General features: G+C 51.6%; 16 protein-coding genes. 8 read left to right on the forward strand and 8 right to left on the reverse strand.

The window, feature by feature from the left end:
• Nucleotides 1-878, forward strand: an 878-nt coding sequence (locus J3353_RS12330) for a substrate-binding domain-containing protein (RefSeq protein WP_207684948.1), incomplete at its 5' end; no start/stop codon positions are given.
• Between the two features lie 112 nt (nt 879-990).
• On the opposite strand, the gene J3353_RS12335 is transcribed toward J3353_RS12330, so the two are convergent.
• On the reverse strand, nt 991-2,103 hold the full coding sequence (locus tag J3353_RS12335; RefSeq protein ID WP_207684949.1) for an SGNH/GDSL hydrolase family protein: 1,113 nt from the start codon (nt 2,101-2,103) through the stop codon (nt 991-993).
• A gap of 272 nt (nt 2,104-2,375) precedes the next feature.
• Between J3353_RS12335 and J3353_RS12340 the strand changes: the two genes are divergently transcribed.
• The 3 genes from J3353_RS12340 (at nt 2,376) to J3353_RS12350 (ending at nt 5,117) form a co-directional block, all read left to right on the forward strand.
• Complete coding sequence (locus tag J3353_RS12340) at nt 2,376-3,305, forward strand: 1,4-beta-xylanase (RefSeq protein ID WP_207684950.1); 930 nt, start codon at nt 2,376-2,378, stop codon at nt 3,303-3,305.
• Entirely contained in the window at nt 3,302-4,381 is a 1,080-nt protein-coding gene (locus tag J3353_RS12345) for an SGNH/GDSL hydrolase family protein (protein ID WP_207684951.1), read from the forward strand. The genes J3353_RS12340 and J3353_RS12345 overlap by 4 nt, the downstream gene beginning before the upstream one ends.
• 484 nt (nt 4,382-4,865) lie before the next feature.
• Nucleotides 4,866-5,117, forward strand: coding sequence for a DUF6061 family protein (locus J3353_RS12350; protein WP_156074773.1), 252 nt, complete (start codon nt 4,866-4,868; stop codon nt 5,115-5,117).
• A 38-nt stretch (nt 5,118-5,155) separates the two neighbouring features.
• On the opposite strand, the gene J3353_RS16600 is transcribed toward J3353_RS12350, so the two are convergent.
• Entirely contained in the window at nt 5,156-5,305 is a 150-nt protein-coding gene (locus J3353_RS16600; RefSeq protein WP_370569203.1) for a hypothetical protein, read from the reverse strand.
• A gap of 21 nt (nt 5,306-5,326) precedes the next feature.
• Nucleotides 5,327-5,623, reverse strand: a complete 297-nt coding sequence (locus J3353_RS16605) for a MerR family transcriptional regulator (protein ID WP_370569204.1) — start codon at nt 5,621-5,623, stop codon at nt 5,327-5,329.
• A 117-nt stretch (nt 5,624-5,740) separates the two neighbouring features.
• On the opposite strand from J3353_RS16605, the gene J3353_RS12360 reads away from it, so the two are divergent.
• Together J3353_RS12360 and J3353_RS12365 are read left to right on the forward strand one after the other, a co-directional pair.
• Nucleotides 5,741-6,280, forward strand: coding sequence for a flavodoxin family protein (locus J3353_RS12360; RefSeq protein ID WP_156074777.1), 540 nt, complete (start codon nt 5,741-5,743; stop codon nt 6,278-6,280).
• Nucleotides 6,280-7,032, forward strand: coding sequence for a carboxymuconolactone decarboxylase family protein (locus J3353_RS12365; RefSeq protein ID WP_156074779.1), 753 nt, complete (start codon nt 6,280-6,282; stop codon nt 7,030-7,032). Before J3353_RS12360 ends, J3353_RS12365 begins: the two co-directional genes overlap by 1 nt.
• Nucleotides 7,033-7,212: 180 nt before the next feature.
• Here J3353_RS12365 and J3353_RS12370 read toward each other — a convergent pair whose 3' ends face one another.
• From J3353_RS12370 to J3353_RS12390, 5 genes are all read right to left on the reverse strand, one after another.
• Nucleotides 7,213-8,850 (reverse strand): recombinase family protein, encoded by a 1,638-nt coding sequence (locus tag J3353_RS12370; protein WP_242700951.1) that lies wholly within the window; start codon nt 8,848-8,850, stop codon nt 7,213-7,215.
• 83 nt (nt 8,851-8,933) lie between these two features.
• The gene (locus J3353_RS12375; protein WP_207684953.1) at nt 8,934-9,398 is read right to left on the reverse strand and encodes a hypothetical protein; all 465 of its coding nucleotides are present in this window, start codon (nt 9,396-9,398) and stop codon (nt 8,934-8,936) included.
• Nucleotides 9,399-9,581: 183 nt separating this feature from the next.
• On the reverse strand, nt 9,582-9,800 hold the full coding sequence (locus J3353_RS12380) for a hypothetical protein (RefSeq protein ID WP_207684963.1): 219 nt from the start codon (nt 9,798-9,800) through the stop codon (nt 9,582-9,584).
• A gap of 489 nt (nt 9,801-10,289) precedes the next feature.
• Complete coding sequence (locus J3353_RS12385) at nt 10,290-10,559, reverse strand: hypothetical protein (RefSeq protein ID WP_370569205.1); 270 nt, start codon at nt 10,557-10,559, stop codon at nt 10,290-10,292.
• Between the two features lie 25 nt (nt 10,560-10,584).
• A complete protein-coding gene (locus J3353_RS12390; RefSeq protein WP_156061838.1) occupies nt 10,585-12,186 on the reverse strand; it encodes an ATP-binding cassette domain-containing protein in 1,602 nt (533 codons plus the stop codon).
• Between the two features lie 323 nt (nt 12,187-12,509).
• On the opposite strand from J3353_RS12390, the gene J3353_RS12395 reads away from it, so the two are divergent.
• Both J3353_RS12395 and J3353_RS12400 read left to right on the forward strand, forming a co-directional pair.
• A complete protein-coding gene (locus J3353_RS12395; protein ID WP_207684954.1) occupies nt 12,510-13,421 on the forward strand; it encodes a helix-turn-helix domain-containing protein in 912 nt (303 codons plus the stop codon).
• A gap of 472 nt (nt 13,422-13,893) precedes the next feature.
• Entirely contained in the window at nt 13,894-14,178 is a 285-nt protein-coding gene (locus J3353_RS12400) for a DUF6110 family protein (RefSeq protein WP_005935684.1), read from the forward strand.
• Nucleotides 14,179-14,180: the final 2 nt, after the last annotated feature.

Here is a 14,180-nt window from a genome sequence, read left to right on the forward strand (position 1 = left end):
CCAAGATCCTTGCCACCGCCGAGGAGATGGGCTACCAGCCCCCCGCCCGGACCAACGCCCACCCCGGCGGCGAGAGCATCGGCATTCTGGTGGCAGACCGCTTTTTCAACGAGAATGCCTTTTATTCCAATCTGTACCGTGCCGTGTTGAAAGCTGCCACCGAGCAGGACATCTCGGTTCTGATGGAAATCGTTCTGCCGCAGGCAGAAAAAAGCTGCAATATGCCCACCTTCCTTGTAAACCGGAAAGTGGACGGCCTGATTTTTATGGGCGGGATCAGCCGCCGCTACCTTGCTACGGCGGTGCAGACCGGGGTGCCCTTTATGCTGCTGGACTTCTACGACGATGCCATTGCCGCCGACTGCGTGCTCAGCGACAACACCAGCGGCAGCTACACGATGACCGAGCACCTTATCTCCACCGGGCGGCGGAACATCGGCTTTGTTGGCAGCGTGCTGTCCACCAGTTCCATCATGGACCGGTATCTGGGCTACGTCAAGGCGATGCTCCGTGCCGGTCTGCCCATCCGGGACGACTGGCGGCTGGAGGACCGGGACGATCAGGGTAAGTTCGTGCCGTTCTCTCTGCCTCATGAAATGCCGGACGCCTTTGTCTGCAACTGCGATGCGGTGGCCTATAATCTGGTGGAGATCCTCAAGCGCAACGGCTACCGGGTGCCGCAGGATGTGGCAGTGACCGGCTACGACGACTACCGCTACTCTACCATTTGCAGCCCCCAGCTCACCAGCTACCGGGTGGACTTGGACGGCATGGCAAAAACGGTGGTGGCGCAACTGCGCCGCAAAATGGCGCATAAGCCTGCCATTGCTCCCACCGTCATCGTGCCCGGCGGCTTTGTAAGAAGAGAATCTACCTGATAAAAAGGGGCTGATGCACGAAGGTTTGTGCATCAGCCCCTTTAGCGGAAAATATAGTTTATATTGGGGATGCCGGAGCGTCTGCGGACGCTCCGGCATCCTGTTTCCATTTTTACAGGATCGTTCTCAGAAAGGCGGTCAGAACCTTTGCCGCCTGCCGGTGGTTCTCTGCGCCGGGGTGCTGCCGGGCACCCACGGTTTCCGGCGTGGTGTTGGGCAGCTCCAGCAGATAGACAGAGCTGTCTCCGGTAATGGTCTTGTACTGCTCCATGCCCTGCCGCAATACCGGCAGCAGCTCGCTGCCCAGCATCCCGATGCACCACACCAGCTTTGCCCCGGGGTTCTTTGCCCGGAGCATGGTCAGGAAATGCTGTACACCATTTGCCACTTTTTGGGCGTCCGCAGGGTGGAAGCCTCCATTGGAGAGCCGCCGCATCTGGTGGGGCTTGCCAGTGGCAGGGTCTTGCCACGGCGGGTTATCAAATGCGCCCGTGTCGTTGGTGCCCAGGTTGACGATGACGGCATCCGGTTTCCATGCAGCAAAATCGTTTTCCTGCTGTGCGCCAAGGGCGGCATTGCGCTGCCCCATCGCTACACCGCACACCTGCGTATAGTAGGGCGGCATCACATGGCGCACATCGTTGTCCCAGCCGGTCACGATGCCCCAGCCACTTTGCGAGATGCAGCGGTATTCGGCTCCCAGTGCATCGGCGGTCAGGCGGCCGTAGTGGTTCTCCGCAGAGAAAAAGGCTCCCACCCAGTCCTCCTCCGGCTTGGCTCCAATGGCACCCTCGCCGCTGGTGATGCTGTCGCCCACAAACTCCAGCCGATACTGCGGCTCCGGCAGGGGCAGAAATTCGCCGCCTGCATATTCCAGCCCGGTGATCTGCAACAGATGCGCCGGGTCATCGTGCATGGCCTGCACATCCTTCAGCAGCCGGACGTGCTTTGCCTTGCCCGGTGTCATGCCCCGGAACAGACAAATTCGGCTTTTGCCGGGGTTCACGGCAAACCGTGCCACCCATGCGCCGTTCAGCTCCACGCTGACCCACGGCTCTACCACTTCATAATCGGCGAAAAAGTCCACCCACAGCTCACTGCCGGTAAATTCCAGCTCCATGCCGCTGGCCGTCCAGAACAGGGTCAGCGGGTCACGCCCGGTGTGCCGCCCCAGTGCCCGCACCTGCGGCAGTTGGGTCAGCGTTGCGGTTAAAAGATGCTCCATTTTCTGTTCCTCCCTTTGTTTTTTGCCTGAAGCATAGCAGATTCTACCCAAAATCGCAAGCTAAATCTTTAAGCTAACAAAAACCTAAAATTTAGTTTAGCCTTTGCACCTCCCGGTGCAGGGGCTTTTTTCGGGTCAGGTTGACCAGTGCTTTGCCTCTCTCCTTGTACCATACGCTGAAAATGAAGCGGCATATTGACGGAACTTCTAAAACTGTCTTATACTTGTTATGCAATCTGACGTTGATTTTTGAGAAAAAAGAGGAAGATGTCATGGAGCTGGAACATAACTTTTACGGGGTGAATTTTGCACCCTTTCCCCGGCGGGGCAACCTGAGCAGCGAGAATGCCCACCGCAGCATGGCAGCCATGGTGGAAGCCACCGCAGCCAACTGGGTCATCCTGTCGCCCTCTGGAATACAGCCTGACCCTTATAGTGAGGAGATCAACTGGAATACCGATGCTACCCCCACAGACGAGGAACTGTGCGGTGCCATCCGCTTTGCCAAGCAGTTGGGCTTGCAGGTGGCACTGAAGCCCACCGTCAACTGTGCCAACGGCGTGTGGCGGGCACGCATCAGCTTTTTTGACCACGATGTGCCCTGCGAGACCCAGTGGAGCGGATGGTTTGCCAACTACACCGCCTTCCAGACCCACTACGCGGCTCTTGCCGAAGCCGAAGGCTGTGGGCTGTTCCTGACCGGCTGCGAAATGACCATGACCGAGCACAGGGAAGCAGAGTGGCGCGCCCTCATTGCCGCCGTGCGCCAGCAGTACCACGGCCCGGTGAGCTATAACTGCGATAAATACGGCGAGGACCATGTAAATTGGTGGGATGCCGTGGATTGCATCGCCTCCAGCGGCTACTACCCCCTGAAGGACTGGGAAAACCAGCTGGACCGTATCGAGGCGGTGAGCCAAAAATACAAAAAGCCCGTCCTCTTCAGCGAGGCAGGCTGTATGAATATCACCGGCTCTTCTGCCGTGCCCAACAACTGGGAGCTGAAGGGAACACGGAATGATCTGGAGCAGGCAGATTGGTATGAGGCAATGTTTTCCGCCTGCGCCAAGCGTCCGTGGGTCATGGGCTTTGGCGTGTGGGACTGGCCTGCCGACACCAGAGCAGTCAGTGCCTACGCCGTGTCCGGCCGTCCGGCGGCAAAAATTATCCATAGCGCATATCAGGGAGGAGTTTTAGAATGAATACGTCCAATTTTGCTCGCTTGAAAGAACTGTTCCGCCGTGCCGCGGCAGGGCAGGAACTGACCATCGGCTTTCTGGGAGGTTCCATCACCCAGGGCAGCCTTTCCACCCAGCCCGGCAATGCCTACGCTTTCCGGGTGTATCAGTGGTTCGTGGATACCTTTCCGCAGTCGAAGTTCCACTACGTCAACGGCGGCATCGGCGGCACCAGCTCCCACTATGGCGTTGCCCGTGCCGTGACCGATGTGCTGATGTACCAGCCGGATTTTGTGGTAGTGGATTTCAGCGTCAACGATCTGGACGTCCCCTTCCGGCAGGAGACCTACGAAGGTGTTGTCCGCAAGCTGCTCACATGGCCCTCTCACCCGGCGGTGGTGCTGCTGAACAACATTTATTATGATACCGGCGAGACGTCACAGGACGAGCACAACGCCGTGGGCGACCACTACGGTGTGCCCCACGTCAGCGTCCGGGACAGCATTTACAAGGATCTGCATGCCGGTAAGTATGCCAGCCGCACCCTGCTCAGCCCCGATGGACTGCACCCCAACGATTACGGTCACGGTCTGGTGGCAGGGGAGATCATCAAGCTGCTGGAGGCAGTCAACGCCCACCGGGAAGAACCGGAGCAGGAGCCTGCCTTCCCGGCACCGCTCACCGCCAACGCCTACGAGAACGCCCGGCGGCTGACCATCCGGGAGCTCTCCCCCAAGCTGGAGGGTTTCCGGGCAGACCCGGAGGAAAAGCTGGGGCATCTGGACCACTGGAAAAACGGCTGGGTCGGTCAGAAGCCCGGGGATAAGATTACCTTTGAAGTGGATGCCTCCTGCATTGCAGTACAGTACCGCAAGACCATCCGCCGCCCGGCGCTGCGGGCACAGCTGGTGCTGGATGGCGACACCGCCCACGCCGCTGTGCTGGACGGCAACTTCGATGAGGATTGGGGCGACTGCCTGTATCTCCAGCCCATTCTCCACCATGGTGAGCAGAAGACCCATACCGTGGAGATCACCATTCTGCCCACAGAAGATGAAACTCCCACGGAGTTCTACCTCATGGCTCTGATTACGGCGTGATGCTGAATGCCCCTTCTGGATTTGATTTTGGTGTGCGGCCGCTCAAACCAATACCGTCAAGCCGGTGGGGGATAGGGTGATTTTATTTGTCGGGAAGTAAGTGCACGGTTTCTGCACGGATTTTGCACGGTTTCAAAACGTGCAGAGGGTGCTTCTCGGTGCAAAATCCGACAAGGGATGCAGAAATTACCGGGCGAAAAATCACGTTGCTTTGTTCTAAAATAACGATGACTCGAAACTTCCAGAAATTGAGACGAACCGGCGGCTTGCTCTCTTAATCAGTGGGCCCAGGGTTCGAGTCCCTGGAGGTGCACCACAACAACAAAATCTGAACTTTTTTCCGATAGGAGAAGGGTTCGGGTTTTTTGTTTTCTTTGGAAAACAAAATGAATCCCTTGCTTCCATCGAAAAACGTCCTAGACTTTGTCATAAGAAAGCACGACAGACCACTGCGAGAGTGCCGTAAGGCAGAAGGGATACAAACATGAAGTACGATGCAAGAGCCTGCCATTTCAACATGGATACCGGCTGTGTGGAACTGCTGCTCCGGGATGGGAGAATGATCTCCATTGACTGCACTGGGGTCGAGGATGCGCTGGACGTGACCATGGCGCAGAGGTCAGAACTGGATTACCTCATCTACAACGACCCGCTGGGATATGCGGATTTGATTCTGAATGGTGACCCGGAGGGGTATTTGAAAATTGTGGGCGGATGCCATGGGTTAGAAGATTAAGAGAAATGCCGTTCCAAAAGCAACTGGAACGGCATTTCTTATCTTTCGATATTCGGCATCTTTTGTCCCCGCAGCTCCTGCCGGATGGCACGGAACCGCTCCGGGACATCCGCATCGGTCATAGCACCGGGGGCATCCACCGTTCCGGCGGCTTTGGCTGTCTCGTAGAACCAGCACTTATACTCCACAGTTTCCAGCGTGTGCTGCAGTTACTGAATCTGCTGGGTGAGCACCTCTCGCTGATGCTGGAACATTTCCAACCGGGTGTCAATGGTGTCGTCTCCCTGCATGGCAAGCTCGATATACTGACGAATATCTTTGATGGACATTCCGGCTTGTTTCATACAGCGGATGACCTGCAGCCACTCGAAGTCGTTTTCCCGGAACATCCGAATGCCGCCGGAGGAACGCTCCACAAAGGGGAGCAGCCCTTCTTTGTCGTAGTAGCGCAGGGTGGAGGCAGGTACGCCCAGCTTTTGTGCCATTTCGCCTACGGTATAGATCATCTGAAACCTCCGGTTTTTCAAAAAGCCCTTGACTTAAAGTGCACTTTAAGTTGTATGATAAAATCAAACTTTATCAACATCATAATGCGGAAACGCTCCGCTGTCAAGGAGGTCCCTATGAGCAAGAAGATATTGATTTTGTCTGGCAGTCCCCGGAAGGACGGCAACTCTGATATTCTATGCGATGAATTTCTGTGTGGGGCGCAGGACGCCGGGCACAAAGCAGAAAAGATCCGGGTCGCTGAGAAAAAGGTGGCTCCCTGTTCCGGCTGCTACTACTGCAGCACCCACGGCGGAGCCTGCGTCCACAAGGATGATATGGCAGACATCCTGCAAAAGATGATCGACGCCGATGTCATTGTGCTGGCAAGTCCGGTATACTTCTACTCCATCAGTGCCCAGTTGAAAGCGGTCATTGACCGCACTGTGGCACGGTGGCTTGAGGTCAAAGACAAGGAATTCTACTACATCACCACCATGGCAGATGAGGAAAAAGCCTCTGCGGACACTACGCTGACCTGCTTCCGGGGCTATGCAGACTGTGTGGAAGGTGCCGTGGAAAAAGGCACTCTTGTAGCAAGTGGTGTTTACGAGCCAGGTGCAGTGCGCAGTACGCCTGCCATGGCACAGGCTTACGAGATGGGGAGGAACGTATAATGGCAGTAAAACAGACCGCAGGGCGTGATGCTCTGGGCGAATTTGCACCAAAATTTGCAGAACTTAACGATGAGGTACTGTTCGGGCAGGTGTGGAGCCGAGAGGATAAACTCTCCCTCCGGGACCGCAGCCTTGTGACGGTGGTAGCACTGATGGCGCAGGGACTGACGGACTCCTCGTTTCGGTATCACCTGACGGCAGCAAAAAACAACGGCATTACCCGGCGTGAGATTGCAGAGATCCTGACCCATGCGGCATTTTATGCAGGCTGGCCCAAGGCGTGGGCGGCTTTCCGCATGGCCAAGGAAGTCTGGGCAGAGGACGCTGCAGAGGATGCCAAGGCACAGCACCAGAGCGAAATGGTGTTTCCCATCGGTGCAGCCAACGACGGTTTTGCACAGTATTTCAGCGGAAAAAGCTATCTGGCCCCTCTGTCCACCGCACAGGTTGGCATTTACAACGTCACCTTTGAGCCGGGCTGCCGGAACAACTGGCACATCCACCATGCTGCAAAGGGCGGTGGGCAGATCCTTGTCTGCGTGGCAGGCCGGGGCTACTATCAGGAATGGGGCAAAGTGCCACGGGAACTGCATCCGGGCGATGTGGTGAATATTCCCCCGGAGATCAAGCACTGGCACGGTGCTGCACCCGATTGCTGGTTCTCTCATCTGGCAGTGGAAGTGCCCGGCGAAGGCACCTCTAACGAGTGGTGCGAGCCGGTGCCGGAAGAAACCTATAAGGAGTTACGGTGATGCGGTTTGATGTACACCCAACCGCGATGAAATAAAAACAGGGTGCGCCCTGCCGGACGCACCCTGCCAAAAGCCACAGACGATAGCGATATGTACAACAGGGAGTTCCCCAGAGCAGAGTTCCCATAAAACAGTATTTGCAAAAGTTCCCTAAATGGGGAAGATTTGGCGTGACTTCGGTCACGCCTTTTCTTTTGCTTCCAGTTCATCCAGAGGGATGTACCCCAGCCCGTCGTACTTGATATGGATGTGCTGCACCCGCTTTCCGCTGGACTTATCCGGGGCATCTACATAGATAGCCGACACCAGTTCACGGAGAGCATAAGGGGTGAGTTCTTCAATATGAACGTATTTGTGCGCTTTCTGGACGAACTTCTCAATATTCTCGATCTGCTGTTCCTGTACTTCGATTTCCTGCTGGATAGAGAGGGCTTCCTCTTCCAGATGCTTCTGTTCGGCATCGTAGCTCTGGCTCATCATGTCAAAGCGTTCATCGCTCAGCTTTCCGCTGGCGTTATCCTCGTAGATTTTCATGAACAGCCGTTTGAGGTCTGCAATCCGCTTCTCATTCCGGGCAAGCTGCTTCTTCAGGACGGTCAGCTTTTCGGTGCTTTCCACCCGAAGCTGCTCCTCCATGACCTTGCGGAAGTAGTTTTCATGACGGAGAATGTAGTCCGTCACCCGCTGAACATGACTCAGCACACGTCCTTCCAGAACCTTTACCCGGATGAAATGTCCCTTGCACTTGCTCCCGTTCTTCTTGTGCAGAGAGCAATCAAAGAAGTCTTGACTGAAGTCCCTGTTGTTGGACGAACCATATTGCATCTTGGAACCGCAGTCAGCGCAGTAGACCATACCGGAGAAAATGCTGCTCTTGCCTGTTCGGGTCATACGGTGACGCTGGCTGCGAATCTCCTGAACCTTTTCAAACACATCATCGTCAATAATGCGCTCATGTGTATCCGGGAAGATAGCCTGATTTTCCACAGGATTCAGATGTCTCTTTTTATCCCAGATAGAGTTAGTATAGGTCTTGAAGTTGACTGTGCAGCCAGTGTACTCCCGGCGTTCCAGAATCAAACTTACTGCTCTTTTATCCCAGCGATAAGGGTCTTCCGGGGCAGGTGCGTTTGTGCTCCGGCCATGGCTCAACTTGTAGGCGGTAGGAGTCAGAACTTTATCTGCCCACAGTTGGTTCGCAATTTGGGTCGGCCCACGTCCCTCCATGCACATGGAGAAGATGCGCTTCACAATCGCAGCCGCTTCCGGGTCAACAAGCCAATGCTTCGGGTTCTCCGGGTCTTTTACATAGCCGTACGGAACATTAACCGTCAGCGGTACTCCACGCTCTCCCTTGGCCTTCTGAACGGCCCGAATCTTGCGGCTGGTATCGCGGGCGTAAAACTCGTTGAACCAGTTCTTAATGCCCGCAAAATCGTTGTTTACGCTGTTCGGGTCAATGGTGTCGTAATTGTCGTTAATGGCAATGTAGCGAACGCCATACTGGGGAAAGGTAAAGTTTGTGTACAGACCCGTCAAGGCAGAATTGCGCCCCAGTCGGGACAGGTCTTTCGTGATAACGATTCCTACACGCCCTGTTTCGATCTCGACCAGCATACTCTGAAAGCCGGGACGGTCATAGTTCGTGCCGGAGTAGCCATCATCCACAAAGAACACCGGGTTCGGGAAGTGGTTCTTTTTGGCATATTCCAGAAGGATGACCTTCTGGTTCTCAATGGACAGGCTTTCGCCGAGCCGTGCGTCCTCTTGCGACAGTCGGCAGTAAAGTGCGGTGATTTTATTCGTTGCTCCAGACATTGTTGTGTCCTCCTTATTCTGTGGAGCAACTGTCAGTACAGGATTGGTTACCGGATCAAGTATAGCAGAATTGGACGCAGTTGTCATTCGTCTGCACCCTCATCTTCAAATTTTTGCTGGGCGTTCTTGGCAACAATGCGCTCCAGTTTCTTCAAAAAGGATTCCTTGCCCTCATAGCTGCCGGTCACGGTGTAGGTGGTGTGACCGACTTTCTCCGTGGTGGTCAGTTCAGGAATCCAGAATGCAGACAGGTTCTTGACATGGAGATTGCCGTTCTCGTCCACATAAGAGCTGTGTTTCTTCTGCTCTTCGGTCAAGGGCTTCCGCTTGAAATAGATTTCATTTTCGGAGATGTTCACAGTCTCGCTGGTCTGCTCTTTCGGGGCATCATCATACAGCTGGGCGAAAAATGCCAGTGCATCTTCGGGTGAGTCTTCCTCCATGAGCTGCTCGAAAACTCGCTGTTCCTCTGCCGAGAGGTTATTCCATGCGGCTTCCAACTCCTGCTCGTTGGCTGCGTTGACGAAGGCTTCGATCTCTTTTTTCATGGTGCATCCTCCTTTGGCTGCGAAAAGCGGATTTTCAAAAAGTATGGGTTTTCGTGAGAGCAAGAATCGTCCCGTGGCCACAAATTTTCAATTCTTGAAAATTCTTGCCCTTTTGGGACAGCTTCTTGTTGGGGCGTGCCTGCCCCAAACCCTGCTTAGGAGTGAGTGCGATATACTAGGAATTTATTTATTGCTTGCATCGGTTTTGTCGTTTCCCTTTTTCTTACGAGACAAACCTAAACAAAGATGCGTCGAGCCAAGGCAAAGAAATGATGAACCAAGACACAACCATACAACAGCCATAGAATTATCATTTCCACTTATGAAGCTAATAAGTGAAGTCATATATAACAGAGCAGAAGCTGCATAGAATAAGATAGATTTCTTGGTTTCTTTTTTCATAAATAATCGCCTCCACAAATCGATCTGTTGAGTCAATTATACCACGTTCTTTATCGAAATTACACCCTCTACATGGGAGAACTTGGCCGATTTACTGCGTACGTGCGTACCCATCTTCCGTATACACGTATGCGGCGATTTGCCCGAAACGCACTCTATACAGCCGTTCCCCCTCGGAGAGCCCACTACACTTTGCAGACCACAGGGATGAAAGTGTCATAGTGGGTTATTACACTTCCGCAGAAGTGCCTTCTCCTCGCCGCAGACAGCCGGGTGTGCCTTTTGTGAGAGCTTTCTGTGCGGCGAATCTACATCGCCCACAGGCGATGTAAGCAGGGATTCCAAAGGGGCGCAGCACCCTTGGCACACGACTTTGGTACAAAGTCTAGTGTGTTACACCTTTCCAGAGGTGTATACGTTCCTGAAATGCAAAAAGCCCCATACCCAACACCTTGACGGTGCGGACATGGGACTTGATGATTCCTCGGCCTAGCCGGGTACTCGTAACCAATCCTGACAGGCAGTTGCCGTGTCATTTCTCGAAAACTGTTTTACGAATACCCAGCAAGCGGGAACTTCCTGTTTTTCTTTGGTTGCAATATGAGCCTGTTCCGCCTGCCACGCAGCGAACTCGCGCTGACCTTCCTCACTGTTCCAGCAGGCAAGGATTGCCGGGTAGAATGCCCGTGCCAGACGGTCGATGACTTCATCGGGATAGGGGGAAGTGTTTGTGGACTTTTTCTTTTTGTTCAAACGCACGCTCCTTTGACGATCCGTAGACAGCTTAATGTGATTGTACCTGATGCATCATTCCTTTACGAATCTCGTAAGTTCTATCTGCTACGGCATCATAGTAGGCATTGTGACTGATAACGAGAATTAACTTTTTTCCCTTGAGCTTTAATAAGTAATTGATCAGGCTATGTTCAGTTTTTTCGTCAAGGTTGCTTCCGGGTTCATCCAGCAAGATGCAAGAAGAGTTACCCAAAAGGGTACGTGCTAGATAAATCTTTTGCTTTTCGCCCAGAGAAAGATTCTCAGGTTTGATAGTCACCTGCTTGTCAGCGGGAGGCAGCTGAAGAACAGTATCAAGTTCTTGATACTGTGTATTGGAAATCTTTCGTCCACAAACAATGTTTTCTCGGACTGTACCTGGAAAAATGAAGTTAGGATAGAAAAGATAACTTGGTTTTGATTGGTCGCAGTTAAATCTTCCGTTTTCGTTGAAACGGAGATGCTTTGCGTCCGGGGCAAACACACCAGAAATTATATTGAACAGAGATGACTTGCCGCAGCCATTCTCTCCATGGATTAGCACCAAACCTTTCCCGTGGACAGTAAAGTCGTTCACATGGAAAAGCGCCTCACTCTCCGATCGCATCAGGTCGATATTATGAGCCTCGATTTTTGGAGGGGCTACAGTTTCTGTATTCTTTTGCTGATCTGGCATGGCAAGAAAGTCTGCCACACGATCGAAGGATGGCTTCTGGCTGATAATCTGGGCATGAAGTTGAGAAATCTCTGACAGAGGATTGAACAGGTAGGCAATTATCTGAATAGAGAATAACAACTGACCGATGGTCATGTTTTGCAACACCACTTGGTTTCCTCCAATGATTAAAATAAGCAGAGGTGCCAATGTGGTGACAAAAAGAGGGAATTCTTGCACGATCAGCAGAAGAAAGTGTTGACGATTGCGAGCATCAAGATATGACTTCAGAGCCTCATTATAGCGGTTCTGCATATAATTTTCGACCTTGTTTAGAGTAATGCTAACCTTGCCGTTGAGAATTACATCAAATTCCTGAAACCATAAATCTCCAGCTTCCCTCTCCTTGGCTACCAGTCTTTCCAGTTCGCTTTTGTTAAGAAAACTGGGAACCATGTAGAGCGGAATCAAAATGATTGCCGTCAGTGCAACAGATGGGCTGGCATAGAAAAGCAGAAGTCCAATGATGATAATTACTTTAACTAAGTTTGCAGGTACTGTGACCAAATAGCTACTTACAGTATATATCGCACTGATATCGTTAGCCATATTTTGAATACGGGCTTTGTTCTGGCTCTCATAGGCAGGGATACTGCTACTCAAAATCTTTTGCGCCAGATGTTGGCGGTAATTACCCGCCATGCGATCTGCATTCATCTGAGAATTATAGTTGACGAAATAAAACTGGTAAAAATGAATTAAAAAAACACAAACAATGATTCCCCAAATCCACGAGGTTGGCATATGAGTGCCTGAGGTAATCCAGACATCTGTAAGATACAGAGTTAGGCCAGCAGGCAACAAGGCAAGCAAAAAGCCCACCAAGTCAAAAATGATTCGCATAACCAGCTGAGACCAAGTAATGTAGATTCCACGTTTTTCAAGATATTGTTTCATTTGAAGTCTCCTCTCCCTGACTTTGTAGTTGCTTCCATGTAGAGCTTCTTGATATATTTGTCAAGAAAGTATTTCTCAGGGATGCAAAACTTCTTCTGGTTCAGACGACAATAGGGATTCGGCTCTACTCAACGGTTTGCTTCTTTTATGTTAAGCCGTGAGTTTTGCGGTGTCTACATCTTATCACAGTAAAAACCGGTTGACCATATCGTCTGGTGTAATAAATAATTTCATAAGACGACAAGTCAACGAGAGAAGTGCTTGCGTGATGACATAAGGCATACTATAATAATTATAATATTGATTATTTGAGGTACTGAAGAATGCAGAACTATAGGCTTGGTGATTATATCCGCCAGCGACGGCAGGAGTTGAATTTGACGCAGGAGCAAGTCTGTGCAGGCATTTGCGAGCCTGTTACTCTCTCCAGATTTGAAAATGGAAGGCAGACCCCCAGTCGTACAAGAATCAATGCTATTCTACAACGCCTTGGCTTGCCAGATGATCGGTATTATGCACTTGTAACACCAGAGGAGCTGGAAATTGAGGCATTGAAAAAGGAAATCGTGGCATGTAATGCGCTGAAACATGTTAATGAAGGCTTTGATAAAATCAGTCAGCTTGAAAAAATTGTAAAGCCAGATGATCAAATTACACAGCAATTCATTCTCCGATCAAAGGTTCTTCTTGGTGGGCTGGATAAAAGGTATTCAAGTGACGAGCGAATCCAAATGCTTATGCAAGCTATTCAAATGACTATACCAAATTTTCGACTGAGTAAAATTGAAGACTATCTTTACACGTTGGACGAAATGAAGCTAGTCAATCAAATTGGAAATGCTTATTCCTTGGCTGGCGATAATGAAAAAGCAGCCGATATTTTTTATCGGTTGCTTCAGTATATGAGACGCCATCTCCAAGAAATGGTCACATCAAACAGGATGCTTCCTTTGGTTCTCTACAATTTTGCCAGATCTCTGGACTTGTTGGAAAGATATGAAGAAAGCGCAAGAGTTGCAAGAAATGGAAAAGAAGCTTGCATTAAATATGGACATTATCAAATACTTCACTCTTGCCTGGAAATCGAAGCTGAGTGTGATTTCTTCCTTGGCAAAAAAGAAGAGAGTGCAGAGCGATATCGTGAGGCCTTTTACATTTGCAAAGTTATGAGATACGAGGATGACTTGCAGATTATTCGTAATGAGGCCCAAAAATATCTGGACATTATTTTCTAAATGTTAAGTAATATCGTCCTGTGGTGTAGCGGCATCTGCTGGTGTAGTGGGGTCACCGTTTGCTCCAAACAAAGTTCCTGCCCCTGTTTGTGCAGCGGTGTTGACGGAAAGTCGGTATCACATTCGGTCGGCTCATGAAATTTTCAAGGTGCGTTTCCCGTAAAAGAAAAATACCGCCCATGCGGCGCAGCGATGATTTTGTCGGGTGAATCGGCGGCAAAATGAATCGGGTGTGTTGCAGGGCGGTTAATCTTTCTGCTGCCTTTATAGGCTGCGGCCTGCTGACCTCTGCAGGTGAGTATGACGAAAATGATCCTCCGTATCAAGCTTCTGCTAACAATGTTAATATGTCCTAACATCACTGAAAACCATTGAAAAAGTCCGAAAGCGTGCTACAATACAGAGATAAAGAGCCTGCCCCCGCTCAAGGGGATGGGCGCTCAGATAGGAAACACAGAAACGAGGGATAAATATGTTTGATACAAAAAAGCTTGCACTGTTTTTGGGTGGTGTAGTGTTCGGCTCTGCCGGCTTCAAGGTGCTGTCCAGCAAGGACGCTAAAAAGGTCTACACCCAGACCACCGCTGCGGTGCTGCGGATGAAGGACTGCACCATGCAGACTGTGAACAAGGTGCAGGAAGAGGCCGGTGACATCCTTGCCGATGCAAAGGCCATCAACGAGAGCCGCGCCGCCGAGGCTGCACAGGAGGTCATCGAGGATACGGCTGAACAGCCCGCAGAGCAGACTGCACAGTGATA

The sequence above is a fragment of the Faecalibacterium sp. Marseille-Q4137 genome, assembly GCF_017377535.1.
Classification (GTDB): Bacteria; Bacillota; Clostridia; order Oscillospirales; family Ruminococcaceae; genus Faecalibacterium; species Faecalibacterium duncaniae.

Coding starts and splice junctions, on each gene's coding strand:
- J3353_RS12395 (WP_207684954.1), top strand. CDS start 12,510: ATGCAGAACTATAGGCTTGGTGATTATATCCGCCAGCGACGGCAGGAG.
- J3353_RS12370 (WP_242700951.1), bottom strand. CDS start 8,850: ATGTCTGGAGCAACGAATAAAATCACCGCACTTTACTGCCGACTGTCG.
- J3353_RS12360 (WP_156074777.1), top strand. CDS start 5,741: ATGAGCAAGAAGATATTGATTTTGTCTGGCAGTCCCCGGAAGGACGGC.
- J3353_RS12375 (WP_207684953.1), bottom strand. CDS start 9,398: ATGAAAAAAGAGATCGAAGCCTTCGTCAACGCAGCCAACGAGCAGGAG.
- J3353_RS12340 (WP_207684950.1), top strand. CDS start 2,376: ATGGAGCTGGAACATAACTTTTACGGGGTGAATTTTGCACCCTTTCCC.
- J3353_RS12390 (WP_156061838.1), bottom strand. CDS start 12,186: ATGAAACAATATCTTGAAAAACGTGGAATCTACATTACTTGGTCTCAG.
- J3353_RS12365 (WP_156074779.1), top strand. CDS start 6,280: ATGGCAGTAAAACAGACCGCAGGGCGTGATGCTCTGGGCGAATTTGCA.
- J3353_RS16605 (WP_370569204.1), bottom strand. CDS start 5,623: ATGATCTATACCGTAGGCGAAATGGCACAAAAGCTGGGCGTACCTGCC.
- J3353_RS12335 (WP_207684949.1), bottom strand. CDS start 2,103: ATGGAGCATCTTTTAACCGCAACGCTGACCCAACTGCCGCAGGTGCGG.
- J3353_RS12400 (WP_005935684.1), top strand. CDS start 13,894: ATGTTTGATACAAAAAAGCTTGCACTGTTTTTGGGTGGTGTAGTGTTC.
- J3353_RS12345 (WP_207684951.1), top strand. CDS start 3,302: ATGAATACGTCCAATTTTGCTCGCTTGAAAGAACTGTTCCGCCGTGCC.
- J3353_RS12380 (WP_207684963.1), bottom strand. CDS start 9,800: ATGAAAAAAGAAACCAAGAAATCTATCTTATTCTATGCAGCTTCTGCT.
- J3353_RS12350 (WP_156074773.1), top strand. CDS start 4,866: ATGAAGTACGATGCAAGAGCCTGCCATTTCAACATGGATACCGGCTGT.